Source organism: Catenuloplanes niger, from assembly GCF_031458255.1.
In the GTDB taxonomy this organism is placed as follows: Bacteria; Actinomycetota; Actinomycetes; order Mycobacteriales; family Micromonosporaceae; genus Catenuloplanes; species Catenuloplanes niger.
This window is the reverse complement of the sequence record NZ_JAVDYC010000001.1, coordinates 2,739,137-2,756,153: the sequence shown is the minus strand read 5'-3', so window position 1 is coordinate 2,756,153 and position 17,017 is coordinate 2,739,137. Positions and strand designations below refer to the sequence as shown.

12 protein-coding genes are annotated in these 17,017 nt (G+C 72.4%); 5 read left to right on the top strand and 7 right to left on the bottom strand.

Annotated elements, in window-relative coordinates; translation table 11 throughout:
* Positions 1 to 17: 17 nt before the first annotated feature.
* From J2S44_RS11880 to J2S44_RS11870, 3 genes are all read right to left on the bottom strand, one after another.
* A complete protein-coding gene (locus J2S44_RS11880; RefSeq protein ID WP_310412059.1) occupies positions 18 to 1,382 on the bottom strand; it encodes a dipeptidase in 1,365 nt (454 codons plus the stop codon).
* A 78-nt stretch (positions 1,383 to 1,460) separates the two neighbouring features.
* Positions 1,461 to 2,567, bottom strand: a complete 1,107-nt coding sequence (locus J2S44_RS11875; RefSeq protein WP_310412055.1) for a M48 family metallopeptidase — start codon at positions 2,565 to 2,567, stop codon at positions 1,461 to 1,463.
* 128 nt (positions 2,568 to 2,695) lie between these two features.
* On the bottom strand, positions 2,696 to 3,364 hold the full coding sequence (locus J2S44_RS11870; RefSeq protein ID WP_310412052.1) for a YceI family protein: 669 nt from the start codon (positions 3,362 to 3,364) through the stop codon (positions 2,696 to 2,698).
* Between the two features lie 355 nt (positions 3,365 to 3,719).
* On the opposite strand from J2S44_RS11870, the gene J2S44_RS11865 reads away from it, so the two are divergent.
* Positions 3,720 to 5,318, top strand: a complete 1,599-nt coding sequence (locus J2S44_RS11865) for a methyl-accepting chemotaxis protein (protein ID WP_310412050.1) — start codon at positions 3,720 to 3,722, stop codon at positions 5,316 to 5,318.
* Between the two features lie 121 nt (positions 5,319 to 5,439).
* On the opposite strand, the gene J2S44_RS11860 is transcribed toward J2S44_RS11865, so the two are convergent.
* The gene (locus tag J2S44_RS11860; RefSeq protein ID WP_310412045.1) at positions 5,440 to 6,261 is read right to left on the bottom strand and encodes an SURF1 family cytochrome oxidase biogenesis protein; all 822 of its coding nucleotides are present in this window, start codon (positions 6,259 to 6,261) and stop codon (positions 5,440 to 5,442) included.
* A 153-nt stretch (positions 6,262 to 6,414) separates the two neighbouring features.
* On the opposite strand from J2S44_RS11860, the gene J2S44_RS11855 reads away from it, so the two are divergent.
* The gene (locus J2S44_RS11855; RefSeq protein ID WP_310412042.1) at positions 6,415 to 6,978 is read left to right on the top strand and encodes a GNAT family N-acetyltransferase; all 564 of its coding nucleotides are present in this window, start codon (positions 6,415 to 6,417) and stop codon (positions 6,976 to 6,978) included.
* Here the strand turns inward: J2S44_RS11855 and J2S44_RS11850 are convergent.
* Positions 6,975 to 9,191, bottom strand: a complete 2,217-nt coding sequence (locus tag J2S44_RS11850; RefSeq protein WP_310412039.1) for a transglycosylase domain-containing protein — start codon at positions 9,189 to 9,191, stop codon at positions 6,975 to 6,977. The two genes, J2S44_RS11855 and J2S44_RS11850, sit on opposite strands and share 4 nt — an antisense overlap.
* 140 nt (positions 9,192 to 9,331) lie before the next feature.
* Between J2S44_RS11850 and cobC the strand changes: the two genes are divergently transcribed.
* Genes cobC through cobA form a run of 3 tightly spaced genes read left to right on the top strand, consistent with a single transcriptional unit; the run spans position 9,332 to position 12,692 of the window.
* Positions 9,332 to 10,390 carry an Rv2231c family histidinol phosphate aminotransferase CobC gene (gene cobC / locus J2S44_RS11845; protein ID WP_310412036.1) on the top strand — a complete coding sequence of 353 codons (1,059 nt, stop codon included), beginning with the start codon at positions 9,332 to 9,334 and terminating at the stop codon, positions 10,388 to 10,390.
* A complete protein-coding gene (cobT, locus tag J2S44_RS11840) occupies positions 10,390 to 11,436 on the top strand; it encodes a nicotinate-nucleotide--dimethylbenzimidazole phosphoribosyltransferase (protein WP_310412033.1) in 1,047 nt (348 codons plus the stop codon). Before cobC ends, cobT begins: the two co-directional genes overlap by 1 nt.
* Positions 11,433 to 12,692 carry a uroporphyrinogen-III C-methyltransferase gene (gene cobA / locus J2S44_RS11835; RefSeq protein WP_310412029.1) on the top strand — a complete coding sequence of 420 codons (1,260 nt, stop codon included), beginning with the start codon at positions 11,433 to 11,435 and terminating at the stop codon, positions 12,690 to 12,692. Before cobT ends, cobA begins: the two co-directional genes overlap by 4 nt.
* Positions 12,693 to 12,750: 58 nt before the next feature.
* Here the strand turns inward: cobA and otsB are convergent, their stop codons facing one another.
* Together otsB and J2S44_RS11825 are read right to left on the bottom strand one after the other, a co-directional pair.
* Positions 12,751 to 15,357: a trehalose-phosphatase gene (gene otsB, locus J2S44_RS11830; protein WP_310412026.1), complete on the bottom strand. Its 2,607-nt coding sequence runs from the start codon at positions 15,355 to 15,357 to the stop codon at positions 12,751 to 12,753.
* The gene (locus J2S44_RS11825) at positions 15,354 to 16,748 is read right to left on the bottom strand and encodes an alpha,alpha-trehalose-phosphate synthase (UDP-forming) (RefSeq protein ID WP_310412024.1); all 1,395 of its coding nucleotides are present in this window, start codon (positions 16,746 to 16,748) and stop codon (positions 15,354 to 15,356) included. Before J2S44_RS11825 ends, otsB begins: the two co-directional genes overlap by 4 nt.
* Between the last annotated feature and the right edge of the window lie 269 nt (positions 16,749 to 17,017).

The window sequence follows — 17,017 nt, the reverse complement described above, 5'->3', positions numbered from 1 at the left end:
TACGAATGCTAGCGCATCTACCCCTTGTGGAGTGCTTTCGCCACGGTCGACAGCAGCAGCGCCTCCGCCAGGCACGCGCGCTGGAACTCGCCCAGGTGCAGGCTCTCGTTCGGGCCGTGCGCCTTGGAGTGCGGGTCCTCCACGCCGGTGACCAGGATGGCCGCGCCGGGGAACATCTTCTGGAACGTGGCGATGAACGGGATCGATCCGCCGATGCCCACGTCGACCGGCTCGGCGCCGTCCCACGCGGTGCGGAACGCGTCCCGCGCCGCGTCGAACGCCGGGCCGGTCGCGTCGATCACCGAGGGCGAGCCGTCCTGCTCCAGCGTGACCGTGACCCGCGCGCCCCACGGCGCGTGCTTCTCCAGGTGGGTCTTGAGCGCGGCGTACGCCGTCTTCGGGTCGTCGCCGGGCGCCAGGCGCAGGTTGAGCTTCGCCCGGGCGGACGGGACCAGCGCGTTCGGGGCCTCCGCGGTCGGCGGCGCGTCGATGCCGAGGATCGCCAGCGACGGCTTGGTCCACATCCGGTCGGTGAGCCGGTCGGTGCCGATGAACTCGACGCCGTCGAGCATCCCGGCCTCGGCGCGGAGCCGGTCCTCCGGGTAGTCGAGCGCGGACACGGCCCGGCCGAACAGGCCCGCCACGGCCACGTCGCCGGCGTCGGTGTGCAGCGTGCCGAGCAGCTTGACCAGCGTGGTCAGCGCGTCCGGCGCGACGCCGCCGAACATGCCGCTGTGCACCGCGCTGTCCAGCGTGCGGACCTCGACGAACGCGTTGACGATGCCGCGCAGCGAGGTGGTCAGCGCGGGCACGCCGACGTCCCAGTTGGCCGAGTCGGCGATCACGATGACGTCCGCGGCGAGCCCGGCGCCGTGCGCCTCCAGCAGCGCGTCCAGCGACTCGGAGCCGTACTCCTCCTCGCCCTCGATGAAGAGCACCACGCCGACCGGCAGCGCGTCACCGTACGCCCGGAGCGCCGCGATGTGCGCCATCACGCCCGCCTTGTCGTCGGCGGCGCCGCGGCCGTAGAGCCGGCCGTCCCGCTCGACCGGCTCGAACGGGTCGCTCTGCCACATGCTCCGGTCGCCGATCGGCTGCACGTCGTGGTGCGCGTAGAGCAGCACGGTCGGCGCGCCGGGCGGGGCCGGCTTGGTCCCGATCACGGCGGGCTGGCCGCCGGCCCGCACGATCCGGGTCTCCAGACCCTCCGCGCGCAGCAGTTCGGCGACCGCCTCGGCGGAGCGCTCCACGTGCGAGAAGTCGAACCCCTCGAAGGCGATCCCGGGAATCCGCACGAGCCGTTCCAGGTCGGCGCGCACGCCCGGCATCTCCCGCAGGATCGCCGCGCGGATCGCCGCCTCATCCATGATCAAATCCGTCATACCGCAATCCTATTGCCGGTCGCCACGTGGGCGACCGGCAACGATCCCACCGCCGCGGTCCCGGGAGGCGGGAGTGCACTATCGGTCGGCGCCGCCGTTCGCACCCGGCGGGCGGCGCCGGGCCGCGCGGGACGCGGAGTCGGCCGCGGTGGCCGCCCAGTCGCGCGCCTTGCCGGCCTGGCTGCCGGCCCACTCGCCGATGTCGGCCGCGCCGCCGCCGACCCGGCGGACCAGCCCGACCAGCGGGTCGGTCGAGTTCGCGAAGGACTCGCGGTAGGACTCCGCGGCCTCCTTCGCCGCGTCGCTGACCGTGGCGTCGCCGTCCGTGTCGCGGTGCGGATAGTCGCCGCCGAGAATCCGCGCGTACGCCCCCGAGTCGATCCACTGGCGCAGGTCGGCCGCGCGCGCGACCGGCACCGGGTGGCTGCTCCACGCGGTCATCCGCAGCTTGTGCAGGCTGTCCCGGACGTCGCCGCCGCCGGTGTACTCCGCGGCCTGCTCCAGGAACGCGGTGGTGTCGATCTGGCTGAGGTCGCCGCCGCCCGCGAGCTTCATCAGCAGGCGCAGCGCCGCGGCCGGGTCCTGACCGGCGAGCAGGCCGGCGCGGTCCGCGGAGAGCTCGGCCTTGCGCCACCACTCGTACATCGCCGCGATGATCGCCCGGATCGCGATCGCGCCGACCGGCAGCCAGGCGATGTTGGTCGCCCAGCGGGTCAGCACCATCAGGATCGTCTTGTAGACCGCGTGGCCGCTGCGCACGTGGCCCAGCTCGTGCCCGAGCAGCGTGCGCAGCTCCTCGTCGTCGAGCTGCTGCACCGCGCCGGTGGTGATCACGATGAACGGGCGGTCCAGGCCGATCGCCTTGCCGCCGATCATGGGATTCTGCTCGACGAACAGCTCGGGCAGCTCCTCGATGTCGAGCGCGGCGCCGGCCTCCGCGTAGCGCGCGTAGACCGACGGGTACTGCCGGTGGTCGACCCGGATGCCGCCGGCCAGGTAGGAGAGGCGGAAACCGCGCTCGTTCCACATGCCGAAGAACGCCTTCACCACGTCGTCGAAGCCGCGCAGCTCGCGGAGCGCGGTGAGCGCGCCCCGGTCGGCCGGGTGCTCCCAGGCCCGGGAGCTGACGCCGGTCAGCGTCACCCGCCGTCGGGCCGGGGTGTTGCCTGTGGGGTCGGTCGTCATGTCACGCTCCCGAGATAGCCGAACTCCCTGCGATCGTGCCCCAGCCCGGCAACCCCCGCGACCCTGAGCTTCCCCCTAGGGCGTGGCCCGCCGGCCACGCCCGGGGGTCTACGGCCACGCCCGGGGGCTCATGCGCCGCGGATGGCCTCGCCGGCGATCTCGATCCGGACCTTCTTGCCGACCAGTACGCCGCCGCTCTCCAGCGCCACGTTCCAGAGCAGGCCGTAGTCCTCGCGGTTGATCTCGGTGTGCGCGCTGAAGCCCACGATGTCCCGGCCGTACGGATCGCGTCGCGCACCGCCGAACTCGACCTTCAGCTCCACCGGGTGGGTCACGTCCTTGATCCGCAGGTCGCCGGAGAGCACGAACCTGCCGGACCGCTTGGCCGCCGGCTCCGGCACCGTCGCCACGGAACGCCGGGTGAGTTTGTTGCCGGCCCGCATCTTCGCCCACGAGAAGATGGCGTCGTCGGGCTCCTCGTATTTCACCCCGGTGCTCCGGAATTCCAGCGTCGGGAACGTCTCGACGTCGAGGAAATCGGCGCCGGAGAGATGCGCGTCACGTTCCGGATTCGTGGTGTCGATACTGTTTGCCTGAATGACGGCCGTCACACCGGATTGCAGTGGGTCGTCGGCCACCGTAATCGTGGCCCGAGCCCGGGTGAACTCTCCGCGCACCGGGCTGACCATCATGTGCTGCGCCGTGAAGCCCACCCGCTTGTGCGCCTCGTCCAGCTCGTATGTCCCGGGCGACGGAATGACCATGCCATTCCACTCCCGCGTCGGGCTGTCGGCCATGGTTACACGTACCCCCGAAATCGCATTGACCCTTCGTCCGATTAGATCACAGCAATTCCGTCGCCCATATTGTCCTATTTCGTGGATGTTTCGGGCCGTTAACCGCGGATGTCCGGACGGCATGGGTTAATTCCGGGGGAAAGAAATGTGGCCGAAGATTCACTGAGAGAATTCCGACAGTCGTCACGGGTGGCGGTGGGGCGAATAGGTGGGCGTCGCTAAACGCGGCGAATGTGCCCGTGACCCCGCCCATGATATCGATCAGCCCGCACCTCGGCACGAGTTGCCCGGAAGTCCGGAGCACGATCCCGGCGAATGCCATATTCATTCCGACGGCTCGTGGTGAGGAGGGGCGATGAGGGGACCGGTGGCCGCGTTCCGTGACCTGCGGGTCGCGGGAAAACTCGCGCTCAGCTTCACGGTGGTCCTGCTGCTGTCGCTGGTGATCGGCCTGGTCGGCATGGTGCAGCTGCGCCAGGCGCAGGACCGGCTGCAGGGCATGTACCGGGACAGCCTGCAGGCGATCTACTGGCTCGGCCTGGTCGACACGGCCAACCAGGAGACCGGCCGGGAGCTGTTCAACTACGCGATCGCGCCGACCGGGACCGCGATGGCCGAGATCGCGGACGAGATGGCGGTGACCGACGAGGAGCTGGACAGCAACTGGGGGCTCTACACGGCCACCGACATGACCGGCCGGGAGGAGGCACGCGACCGGTTCGACGCCGCACTCACCGAGTTCCGGCAGGTCCGCACCGCCTCGCTGATCCCGGCCGCCGAGTCCAGCGACTTCGACGCGTTCCTGACCGCGTACGACGCGCGCGGCCGGGCGCTGGAGAGCGCGATGAGCGAGGCGCTGGACGACCTGCAGGAGATCGAGGACACCGCCGCGCAGCAGGCGCTGGACGACGCGACCGCCGCCTCCACCGCGGCCGCGACGCTGATCTGGCTCTTGATCGCCGGTGCGATCGCGCTCAGCGTGGCGGTGGTGATCGTGATCAGCCGCATGATCGCCGGGCCGCTGGCGCGAACCGTGGCGGTCCTGAACGGACTGGCCGAGGGCCGGCTCGACCAGCGGCTCGACGTGACCGGCCGGGACGAGGTCGGACGGATGGCCACGTCCTTCAACACGGCGCTGGACCGGATCGCCGGCGCGATGCGGGAGATCGGCACGAACGTCGACACGCTCGTCTCGTCCAGCGAGGAGCTCTCCGCGGTCGCCGGGCGCGTCAGCGACTCGGCCGCGCGCTCGTCCGCGCAGGCGCAGGCCGCGTCGTCCGCCGCGGAGCAGATCAGCGTGAACATCTCCACCATCGCCGCCGGGAGCGACGAGATCGGCGCCTCCATCTCGGAGATCGCCCGCTCCACGTCCAGCGCCGCCGACGTCGCGGCCGGCGCGGTGACCGCGTCCGCGCGGGCCGGCGAGATCCTCGACCAGCTGGGTGCGTCGTCCGCCGAGATCGGCAACGTGGTCAAGCTGATCACCGCGATCGCCGAGCAGACCAACCTGCTCGCGCTGAACGCCACGATCGAGGCGGCCCGGGCCGGCGACGCGGGCAAGGGCTTCGCGGTGGTGGCGAGCGAGGTCAAGGACCTGGCGCAGGAGACCGCGCGGGCGACCGGTGACATCGGCAGCCGGGTGGCCGCGATCCAGGGCGACGCCGAGGCCGCGGTCGCCGCGATCGCGGACATCAGCGGCGTGATCGAGCAGATCAACGCGACCCAGACCGCGATCGCGGCCGCGGTCGAGGAGCAGACCGCGACCACGGCCGAGATGAGCCGTAACGTGAACGAGGTGGCCACCGGCTCGTCGGAGATCAGCGCGAACGTCACCGGGGTCGCGGACGCGGCGGCCGAGACGACCGGCGCGGCCGGTGACACGGCCCGGACCTCGACCGATCTGGCCCGGGTGGCGACCGCGTTGCGGCAGAACCTCGCGCTCTTCCGCTACTGATCACGGCGCGTGCGGTTGTCCGCGACCGCCGCGTGACCGGCAGGGAGGCCGCCCGCGGCCGACCGGTGCCCGCGGGAGCACTGGGAAGGTGCCCGCGCCGGAAGCGGGACGACGGGTTCGGTCAGGGTTTTTCGGCGGCGGCGTTCGCGTAGTGCTCCGCGTCCTCGGCGAGACGGCTGCCGGCCGGGGTGACCGGGCCGCGGGCCTCACGGCGGGCGGCCCAGCCGAAACCGGCCAGCGTGAGGACGGCGAAGAGCCACCACTGGACGGCGTAACCGCCGTTCTGCCACGCGTTCTCGTGGCGCGCCTCGATCTGTGTGAAGATCGGGTCGGCGGCCGGCTGCTGCTCGGTGAGCTGCAGGAACGTGCCGTAGATCGGGTACGGCAGCTCCGGCGCGAGCAGGGGCAGGCCGATGCGCCGGGTCTCCACCCGGCCGTCGCGCCGCTCGATTGCGCCGGCCTTGCTCTCGGTGAGCCGGATCTTGCCGATCACGGTGACCGTGCCGGCCGGCGCCGGCGGGATCGCGGGCCGGGCGAGCGCGCCGCCGTCGGCCGGCGGGATCCAGCCGCGGTCGACCAGCACCGCGGTGCCGTCCGGCAGTCGCAGCGGTGTGACGACCTCGAAACCGACCTGGCCGGCGACGGTACGGCTGCGCGCCAGGATCTCGTGCGCCGGGTCGTAGACGCCGGTGACCGTGACGCGGGTCCACTCGGCGTCCTGGCCGGGCGCCGGGCCGGGCGTGCCGGTCGCGGTGGGTGCGGCCGCGATCTCGCCCAGCGGGACCGGCGCGACGCTGTCCGCGCGGTCGATCCGGTCGTTGATCGCGGTGCGTTCCTGATAGCGGCTCAGCTGCCAGTTGCCGAGCAGCACCATGACCGCGGCCGCGGCGAGGGCCAGCGCGAGGTAGCCCAGCCAGCGGGGGGTGAACAGGAAGCGGTACACACCTCGCAGGCTACTCGCGGATGATAAGGCCGTTCCTGGCGGTGGTGATCTGTCGGTTTTCGGCCTCTTCGCACGATCAAAGCCGACTATATCCGGTGAAAAGACATGAATAATCGGGGAGAAGTGTCGTACCCGACCGGTAGGGTCCTCCGAGTGACTGGCCTTGTGGCGGTGCGCCCGTTCCCGGCGTTGACCGTCTCCACCCCGCGTCTGACCGTCCGCGCCCTGACCGGCGCCGACGCGAAGCAGATAGGGGCCGTCTTCAGTGACCGCCTGACCCGGCGCTGGCTGCCGTTCGACGAGGACTCGATCGACGGCCTCGAGTGGTGCACGGACGAGGCGCAGGAGCGGCGGGACAGCGGGGCCGGCGACCACCTCGGCATCGTCCGCCGCGAGGACGACCGGCTGATCGGCAGCCTGTGGACGAAGCGTACGGACTGGGCCGGCCGGGTCACCGAGATCAGCGTGGCGCTGGAGCCGGGCGCGCGCGGCTTCGGGCTGGCCGCGGAGGCGGTCATCGCGGCGTCGTTCGCCCTGATCGTGGAGCACGGGTTCGCGCGGCTGGAGATCCGGGTGCCGCCCGGCAACGTGGCCGCCCGCCGCGTCGCGGAGAAGGCCGGCTTCAGCTACGAGGGCGTGCTGCGCAGCGCCGGCCACGTGCTCGGCAGCCGCGCCGACCTCGAGGTGTGGTCGCTGGTCGCGGCCGACCTGCGCTAGCGGTACCGGTCCCGGTAGCGGTACCGGTCGCGGTCGCCGTCACGCTCCCAGTCCTCGCCGCGGGTCAGCTCCTTCGACGGCGGGGTGAACTTCTCGATCGGCTGGTCCCGCAGCGCGTCGCGCAGCGTCTCCGCGACCGTGACCCGCGACTTGTAGCCGTTGCCGGTGCCGACCCGGTGCTGTGGATTGTCCGGGTCGGCCAGGAACGCGGCCACGGCCAGCTGCGGGACGTAGCCGACGAACCAGGACGCCTGGTAGTTGTCCGTGGTGCCGGACTTGCCGGCCACCTGGCGGTCGACGGTGTAGCGCACGTCCGGCGCGGTCGACCAGCCGCCGCACCGGCCGCTCTCCGACGACCCGGTGGTGCACCGGGCCGCGTCCGTCGCCGCGCGCGCCACGTCGGCCGGGATCGCCTGGTGGCAGCGCGGCGCGGCCACGTCGACCGCGGCGCCGTCCACGGCGCGCTTGGCGGGCGTGCCGTCCGGGTTCGTCACGGTGAGCACCGGCAGCGGCTCGCAGTACCGGCCGTCCGCGGCCACGGTCGCGAACGCGTTCGCCATCTCCAGCGGCGTGGTGTCCGCGACGCCGAGCGTGAACGCGCCCCAGCCGCGCGCCCGCTCCGGTGAGGCCTGGAGCCGGTCGATCTCGGTGCGCCAGCGCAGCCCGAGCCGTTCCGCCATCCGCACCGCCCGGTGCGCGCCGACCTTCTGCTCCAGCTGTACGAAGTACGTGTTCACCGACTGGCCGAAGCCGGACCACATGTTCTTCCGCCCGGTCATCGAGTTGCTGGCGTTGCGCACGCACCACCGGTCGCCGCACTTCGTCGGGTCGCTCCAGTCCGCCGGATACTTCGTCTTCAGCCGGGACGGGGAGTAGAAACTGGTGCTCAGCGGCATGCCCTCGTCCAGCGCCGCCAGCATGGTGAACAGCTTGAACGTGGAGCCCGCCTGATAGCCGGGCATGTCGCCGCCGCCGAGCAGCGGGTTGACCGTGTTCGGGTAGTTGCCGAGCACCCCGGCCCGGCGCTGCCGCGGGTCGCTGTGCCGGCCGTTGTCCTTCTGGTCGAGCGAGAAGACCCGGTTGACCGCCATCGCGCGCACGTGCCCGCTGCCCGGCTCGATCGCGACCGAGCCGTGCGCGAAGCGGCTGCGCGTGCGCTCCTTGTCCAGCACGTTCTTCAGCGCGCCGGCCTGGATCGCCGGGTCGAGCGTGGTCACGATGTGGAAGCCGCCGCGCCGGAGCCGGTCCAGCCGCGCGGCCGGGTCCGCGCCGAACGCGTCCTGCTGCATCCACCAGTTCTTGAAGTAGTCGCAGAAGAAGCCCCAGTCGTTGGTGTCCTCGGCGACGGAGACGCAGTCGTTCGGCGGGTCGGTCAGCTTCAGCGCGATCGGCGTCTTCTTCTCCTTCTCCGCCTCCCGGGCCGTGACGAACCCGGCCTCCGCCATCCGGTCGATGACGTAGTCGCGGCGGGCGATCGCGGCCTCGGCGTCCCGGCCGGCCGGGTCGTACGCGGAGGGCGCCTTGACCAGGCCGGCCAGCAGCGCGGCCTCGGCGACGGTCAGCGACGTCGCGTCCTTGGAGAAGAAGACCTCGGCCGCGGCCGCGATGCCGTACGCGCGGTGCCCGAAATAGGCCGAGTTGAGGTACCCCTCCAGGATCTGCTCCTTGGACAGCCGCTTCTCGATCTCCATGGCGAGCCGCATCTCGCGCAGCTTGCGCCCGGTCGTCTGCTCGGTGGCGGCGAGCGCCTCGACCGGGGACTCGGCGCCGTCGCGCAGCGCCATCCGGACGTACTGCATGGTCAGCGTGGAGGCGCCCTGGGAGACACCGCCGGCGCGCTGGTTCGCGACGAACGCGCGGGCCGCGCCCTTCATGTCGACGCCGTTGTGCTCGTAGAAGCGCACGTCCTCGGCCGCGATGATCGCGTGCCGGACGTGCTCGGAGACGTCGGCGATCGCGACCGGCTTGCGATGCTCCTCGTAGAACATCGTGATCAGCGTCTTGCCGTCCGCGGCGTAGACGTAGCTGGTCTGGGCGGACGGCGGCACGGTGAGCTCGTGCGGCAGCTCGCGCACCTTCTCGATGCCGGCCTTGGCCCCGAGGCCCGCGAGCGCGGCCAGTGGATACGCCATGCCCGCCAGAATCACCCCGACGATGATCCCGGTACGAAGCATGGCGGCGAGACGGCCGACCGCGGAGGTTGTGCGCTCCATACGCCAAAAGTAGGACATATTCGCTTATGCGAGGGTGGAAAGGAGTGAACCGCTCCTCACATCTCGCCTGGCGGTCTGTGAGGGCGCCGGACCGGTCCCGCATGCTGTTGTGGACTTTGCAATGTCGAGAGGGGCACGGGTTGGGTGAGGAGCTGGGCCATCACGGTGACGCCGAAGTGGCGCCCGGGCTGGTCGACCTGGCGGTGAACGTCCGCCGCGACCCGATGCCCGACTGGCTGTCCGCGCCGGTCCTGGCGTCGATGTCCACGCTCGCGGCGTACCCCGACCCCGGGCCGGCCACCGCCGCGATCGCCGCCCGGCACGGCCGCCCGGCGGACGAGGTGCTGCTCACCGCGGGCGCCGCCCAGGGCTTCGTGCTGCTGGCCCAGGCGCTGCGCGGGGCCCGGTGCCCGGTCGTGGTGCATCCGCAGTTCACCGAGCCGGAAGCGGCGCTGCGCGGTGCCGGGCACGACGTGCGGCGGGTCGTGCTCACCGGCGACTTCCGCCTCTCCGCGGAGTTCGCCCTGCCACCCGATGCGGACCTGGTCTTCATCGGCAACCCGACGAACCCGACCTCGGTGCTGCACCCGGCCGAGCGGATCGCCGCGCTGGCCGCGCCCGGCCGGGTGCTGGTGGTGGACGAGGCGTTCGCGGACAGCGCGTACCGGCCCGGACTCGACCGCGAACCGGAGTCGCTGGCCGAGCGGCGCGACGTCCCCGGGCTCGTGGTGGTCCGCAGCCTGACCAAGACGTGGGGCCTCGCCGGGCTGCGCGTCGGATATCTGCTCGGCCCGGCCGACCTGATCGAGCGGTGCCGGGCCGTACAGCCGCTCTGGCCGGTCTCCACGCCCGCGCTCGCGGCCGCGGCGGCGTGCGCGTCCCCGGTGGCGGTCGCCACCGAACGTGAGATCGCCGCGCGGCTGGCCGACGATCGGCGATACCTTGTGCGCCGGCTCGGCGAACTGCCGGGCGTGCGCGTGGTCGGCGAGCCGGCCAGCGCGTTCGTGCTCGTGCGGGCGGCCGGCGCGGACAAGCTCCGGCTGGCGCTGCGGGAGCGCGGCTTCGCGGTGCGGCGTGGCGACACGTTCCCCGGACTGGGGCCGGATTACGTGCGCGTTGCGGTGCGGGACACTGCCACCACGGACCGTTTCGTAGCGGTGTTCCACGACATCCTCGTGGATTCTGAGGGAAAGGCCTGATGATGCGGGAGACGCTGGACGCGATCCGTCCGCTGGACGCGGAGGCGATGTCGGCCGCACGGGCACGGCACGGCCGCCTGACCAAGCCGGCCGGCTCGCTCGGCACGCTGGAGGAGCTCTCGATCCGCCTCGCCGGGCTGGCCGGGGTCTGTCCGCCGCCGCTGCCCGCCCCGGCCGCGGTCGCGGTCTTCGCCGGCGACCACGGCGTGCACGCCCAGCGCGTCTCGCCGTGGCCGCAGGAGGTCACCGTGCAGATGGTGGCGAACTATCTGGCCGGTGGCGCGGTGATCAACGCGTTCGCCCGGGAGGTCGGCGCGGACGTGCACGTGGTCGACGTGGGCGTGGCCACGGAGATCGACGCCGCACCCGGCCTGATCGCGGCGAAGGTCCGGCCCGGCACCGCCGACCTGGCGACCGGGCCCGCCATGACCACCGACGAGGCGCGGACCGCGATCGAGACCGGCATCCGGGTCGCCGGGCAGCTCGTCGACGGCGGCGCGAAGATGCTGGTCGCCGGCGACATGGGCATCGCGAACACCACGCCCGCGGCCGCGCTGATCGCGGCGTTCACCGGCCGGGACGCGGGCGAGGTGACCGGGCGGGGCACCGGCATCGACGACGACACCCACCACCGCAAGATCTCGGTGGTACGGACGGCGCTGCGCCGGTTGCCGCCCGACGCGGACCCGCTGCGCGTGCTCGCCGAGGTCGGCGGGCTGGAACACGCGGCGATCGCCGGCTTCGCGCTCGGGGCGGCGGCACACCGCGTGCCGCTGATCCTGGACGGCGTGAACGCGGTGGCGGGCGCGCTGGCCGCCGCGGCCCTGCACCCCGGCGTGACCGCCGCGCTCGTCGCCGGACACCGGTCCGCCGAGCCGGGCGCCACCGCCGGCCTCGCCCACCTGGGCCTCGAACCCCTCATCGACCTGCACATGCGGCTCGGTGAGGGCACCGGCGCGGTGCTCGCGCTGCCGATCGTCTCCGCCGCCGTGCGCGTGCTGCACGACGTCGCCACCTTCGACTCCGCCGGAGTGACCGAGAAGTGACCGAACTCTATCCTCTCGCGCTGCGCCTGACCGGCCGCAAGGTCCTCGTCGTCGGCGGCGGCGCGGTCGCCACCCGCCGGGTCCCCGCGCTGCTGTCCGCCGGCGCCCGCGTGCTGCTCGTCTCGCCGCACCTGACGCCCGCGCTGCAGTCGCTGGTCGACGCGGGCCGGATCACCTGGCTCGCCCGCCGGTTCGAGCCCGCGGACGTGGACGGGTCCTGGCTGGTCCAGGTCGCGGTGGACGACAACCTCGCGGCCGCGGCGGTCAGCGCCGCCGCGCTGGAGCGCCGGGTGTTCTGCGTCCGCGCCGACGACCGGGAGGCAGCGACCGCGTGGACGCCGGCGGTGGCCCGGCACGGCGCGGTCACGGTCGCGGTCACGGCCGGCGGCGACCCGCACCGGGCCCAGGTGGTCCGGGACGGCATCCGGGACGGTCTGGCCGACGGCACGCTGCCGGGCTGCCACGTGCCGGACACGCCGGCCGGATTCAACGCCGCGTCGCCGGACGTGCCGGTCGCGCCCGGCCGGGTGGTACTGGTCGGTGCCGGGCCCGGCGACCCGGAGCTGATCACGGTCAAGGGCCGGCGGCTGCTGGCGGTGGCGGACGTGGTGGTCGCCGACCGGCTGGTGCCCGGGCTGCTGCTGGACGAGCTGCGCCCCGAGGTGGAACTGGTCGACGCCTCCAAGATCCCCTACGGGCCGGCGAAGGCGCAGGAGGAGATCAACCGGATCATCGTGGATCGCGCGCGGGCCGGCGCGTTCGTGGTGCGGCTCAAGGGCGGCGACCCGTACGTCTTCGGGCGCGGCGGCGAGGAGGCCATCGCGTGCGCGGAGGCCGGCGTGCCGGTCACCGTGGTGCCGGGCGTCACCAGCTCGATCGCGGCGCCGGCGGTGGCCGGGATCCCGGTGACGCACCGGGGCGTGGCGCACGAGTTCACCGTGGTCTCCGGCCACGTGGCGCCGGACGACCCGTCGTCGCTGGTCGACTGGCCGTCGCTGGGCGGCATGCGCGGCACCGTGGTGATCCTGATGGGGCTGAAGAACCTGCCCAAGATCGCGGCCACGCTGATGACGCACGGCCGGTCGGCGGAGACGCCGGCGGCGGTGGTGCAGGAGGGCACGACGGGGGAGCAGCGGGTCGTGAAGGCCACGCTCGGCGACGTCGTCGACAAGACGGCCGCGGCCGGCATCCGCCCCCCGGCGATCGTGATCGTCGGCGACGTGGTGAACGCGCTCGCGTCGGTCCCGGTCCCCTGACCGGACGAACCGGCCGCCGCGACGGATCGCGGCGGCCGGTCGATCGGTTACCTCGGGCTCACGCCGGGGTGAGCACGTTGTTGAGCAGCAGTGCGCAGCGGACCAGGCCGAGGTGGCTGTAGGCCTGCGGGTGGTTGCCCAGGCCGCGCTCGGCCATCGGGTCGTACTGCTCGGGCAGCAGGCCGGTCGGGCCGGCCGTGTCCAGCATCTGCGTGAACAGCTCCTCCGCGTCGGCCCGGCGGCCGGTGCGCAGGTAGGCCTCGATCAGCCAGGCCGTGCAGATGTGGAAGCCACCCTCGCGGCCGGGCAGGCCGTCGTCCCAGCGGTAGCGGTAGACCACCGGACCGGAGCGCAGGTCGGCCTCGATCTTGAGGACCGTGGCCAGGAACCGCGGGTCGTCGTCGGGGAGCAGGCCGGAGAGGCCGATCCACAGCGACGACGCGTCCATGTCCTCGTCGCCGTACGCCACCGAGTAGGCGCCGACACCCTCGTGCCAACCGTGCTCGAGCACGTCCGCGCCGATCCGGTCGCGCAGCTCGACCCACTCGGGCCGGGGTGCGCCGCCGTGGTTGTCGACCATGCGGACCGCGCGGTCCACGGTCATCCAGCACATGACCTTGGAGAACACGTGGTGGCGGGGGGCCAGGCGGGCCTCCCAGATGCCGTGGTCGGGCTCGTGCCAGCGGCGTTCGACGGCCTGGACCATCGATTCCAGCAGGCCCCACTCCTCGTCGCGGACCGAGCCGCGGGCGTCGGCGACGGCCGCGATCAGGTCCGCCACCGGGCCGAAGATGTCCAGCTGGAGCTGGTGGTTGGCCAGGTTGCCGACGCGCACCGGGCGGGAGCCGGCGTAGCCCGGGAGCGTGTCGATGACCGCCTCGGCGCCGAGCTCGTAACCCTCGACCGTGTAGAGCGGGTGGAGCCGCTCCGGGTGGCCGCCGCTGCGCTCGACGCAGCCGTCCACCCAGCGCAGGAACGCCTCGGCCTCGCCGAGCGAGCCCAGGTCGACCAGCGCGCGGGCGGTCATCGCGGCGTCCCGGAGCCAGCAGTACCGGTAGTCCCAGTTGCGGACGCCGCCGACCTCCTCGGGCAGCGACGTGGTGGCCGCGGCCAGGATCGAGCCGGTCGCCTCGTGGGTCAGGCCGCGCATGGTGAGCGCGCTGCGCAGCACCAGGTCGCGGGCGACCGAGGGCAGGGTCAGCGTGTTCGCCCAGTCGCGCCACGGGCGTTCCGCGTTCTCCTGGCGGGTGAGCGCCGGGATGCCGGTGTGGCCGAGGTCGTGCGACCCGAACCGCAGCTCCAGCGTGACCTCGCCGCCGGCCTGGGTGAGGTCGACGACGGCGCGGGCGGTGTCCCGGTCGCCGCCGTCGGAGTCGACCGTCCAGTTGACGCCGGGGGAGTAGAGCGCGACCGGCTCGTTCGAGCCGAGCACCAGCAGACCGTCGCCGGACGGCTGGAGCTGCACCGCGACCTGGCCGAACTCGGGGCGCGGCGCGAACTCGAGCCGCACCCGGCCGTGCCCGGTGACGCGCCGGATCAGCGTGGAGTCCGCGGTGGCGACGGTCAGCTCGCCGGTCTCGTCCTCGTGCACGCTGGTGTCCAGCCAGTCCGTGACCGTGAGGCCGGACCAGCGGGTCTCGACGGTCATCGTGCCCGGCCGGTAGCGCTGGCCGAGCGGGATGCCACCGCGTTCCGGCGCGACCGAGAAGTAGCCGGCCGGGTTGCCGCCGAGCAGGTCCGCGAAGATCGCCGACGCGTCCGGGCGCGGGTGGCACAGCCAGGTGAGCTTGGCCTCCGGCGTGATCAGTGCGACCGTGCGCCGGTTGGAGAGCATCGAGTGGCGCTCGATCGGCACCGCGTGCTCGCCGAACAGCCAGTTGCGCCGGGTCTGCAGCACGAGCGCGAGCAGCCGGGCCGCCTCGATCGGCTCGCCGACCCGGAAGCCGGCCCCGGTGTCGCCACTGCCGATCTTGATGCCGACGTCCGGGCCGTGCAGCGTGCCGAACGCGTCCTCGTCGGTGACGTCGTCGCCGATGTAGAGCACCGCGCTGGCGGAGAGCTGGCTGCGCAGCTGGTCGATGGCGGTGCCCTTGTGGGTGGTGACCACGGAGAGCTCCAGCACCTCCTTGCCGCGCTTGACGTAGACGCCGGGCCAGGTGGCGGGCCCGGCCTCGATCGCGTCGACGACCTGGCGGGCCACGATCGGCTCGGCGCCGCGGTAGTGCACCGCGATGCTGGCCGGCTTGGCCTCCAGCCGGACGCCGGCCCGGCCGCCGGTGATCGCGCGGATCTCCATCTGCAGCCGGGTCCGCACCTCGATCAGCTCGGGGTCGAGCCGCTCGATGAAGCCGATGTCGAACTCGGAGCCGTGGCTGCCGACGAGGTGCACCTCGCTGGGCAGCCGGGAGAGCGTGGCCAGGTCGCGCAGCGCGCGGCCGGACACCACCGCCACGGTGGTCTGCGGCAGCGCGGCGAGCGCCCGGATCGCGGCGACCGACTCGGGCAGCGGGACGGCCCGGGCGTGATCCTCCACGATCGGGGCGAGCGTGCCGTCGTAGTCGCAGGCGACCAGGAGTTGCGGGACGCGGGCGATCCGCCCGATGGCGGCGCGCAGGTCCGGGTCGAGCTGAGGACCTCGGAGGTCGAGGTCGAGCGGAGACGTCACGCCGCCTCCGGAACGCCGAGCTCGTTCAGGAACGAGCGAGCCCAGTGGTCGACATCGTGCGTGCGCAGGTGCCGCTGCATGACGCGCATCCGGCGACGGGCCTCGGCCGGCTCGATGTTGACGGCGCGCAGCAGCACCTCCTTGACGCCCTCGGGGTCGTGCGGGTTGCACAGAAACGCTTGACGCAGCTCGGTCGCGGCACCCGCGAACTCGCTGAGCACCAACGCGCCGCCGGTGTCGGCGCGCGATGCGACGTACTCCTTGGCCACCAGATTCATTCCGTCTCGCAGAGGGGTAACCATCATGACGTCGGCCGCGCTGTAGAGCGCGGCCAATTCACTGCGACTGTACGACTGGTGGAGATAGTGAACGGCGGGCACGCCCACCCGTCCGAACTCACCGTTGATCCGCCCGACCTCGCGCTCAACCTTGACTCGTAGCGCCTGGTAGTGCTCGACTCGCTCTCGGCTCGGCGTGGCCACCTGGACCATGACCGCGTCCGGAACTGTCAGCTTTCCGTCAGCGAGTAGTTCGCGGAACGCCTTGAGCCGCAGCTCGATGCCCTTGGTGTAGTCGAGCCGGTCCACGCCCAGGATGATCGTTTTCGGGTTGCCCAGCTCGCCGCGGATCTCCTTGGCCCGGGCCTGGATCGCCGGGTCGGCCGCCAGCTGCTCCATCTGCGCGGTGTCGATCGAGATCGGGAACGCGCCGGCCTTCACCTGGCGCCCGTCGACCTGGATCATCTGGCCCTCGTAGCGCAGGCCGAGCAGGTGCCGGGCCAGCCGGACGAAGTTCTGCGCGGCGAGGCGCTGCTGGAAACCGACCAGGTCCGCGCCGAGCAGCCCGCGCAGGATCTCCGTGCGGAACGGCATCTGCATGAACAGCTCGATCGGCGGGAACGGGATGTGCAGGAAGAAGCCGATCTTCAGATCCGGGCGCAGCTCGCGCAGCATCGCCGGGACCAGCTGCAACTGGTAGTCCTGCACCCAGACGACCGCGCCCTCGGCCGCGACCTCGGCCGCCGCCTGCGCGAAACGCTGGTTGACGGCCCGGTAGGTCTCGCGCCAGGAGCGCTTGTAGGCCGGGGTCTCGACCGCGTCGTGATAGAGCGGCCAGATCGTCGCGTTCGACTGGCCCTCGTAGTAGCGCTCCAACTCCTGTGCGCTCAGCGGCACCGGATGGATGTTGATGCCCTCCAGTTCGAAGGGCTCCGGGGCGTCGCCGGTGCCACCGGCCCAACCGATCCAGGTGCCGCGCTCGCGCACGAGCACCGGGTGCAGTGCGGTGACCAGTCCGCCGGGGCTCGGCCGCCACTGGCGCCCCTCCGGGGTGGTCACCTCATCCACGGGCAGGCGGTTGGCGACGACGACGAAGGAACTACGCTCGGCCACGTTCCGTACACCTCCGGTGTAATGCGGGGTTCCGGCTGAGCCTACTGTCCGGGTGCTGACAATCGGCGTCGCCGGTCAAACCGTGGAATGCCACACAGCGTGGCAACCCAAACGCGGAGGTGACACGACCAACATCAAGATCTTTTCACGCGTACGGCGTCGGAGCTCGATGATTGGCCGTAATGCCTCGACAGGGTGGTGTGCGCGCTGCGTACCGGACCTGTCAGGATTGACGGTGTTGTCTGCTGCCCTCGGCGGAGCCGCGGCCA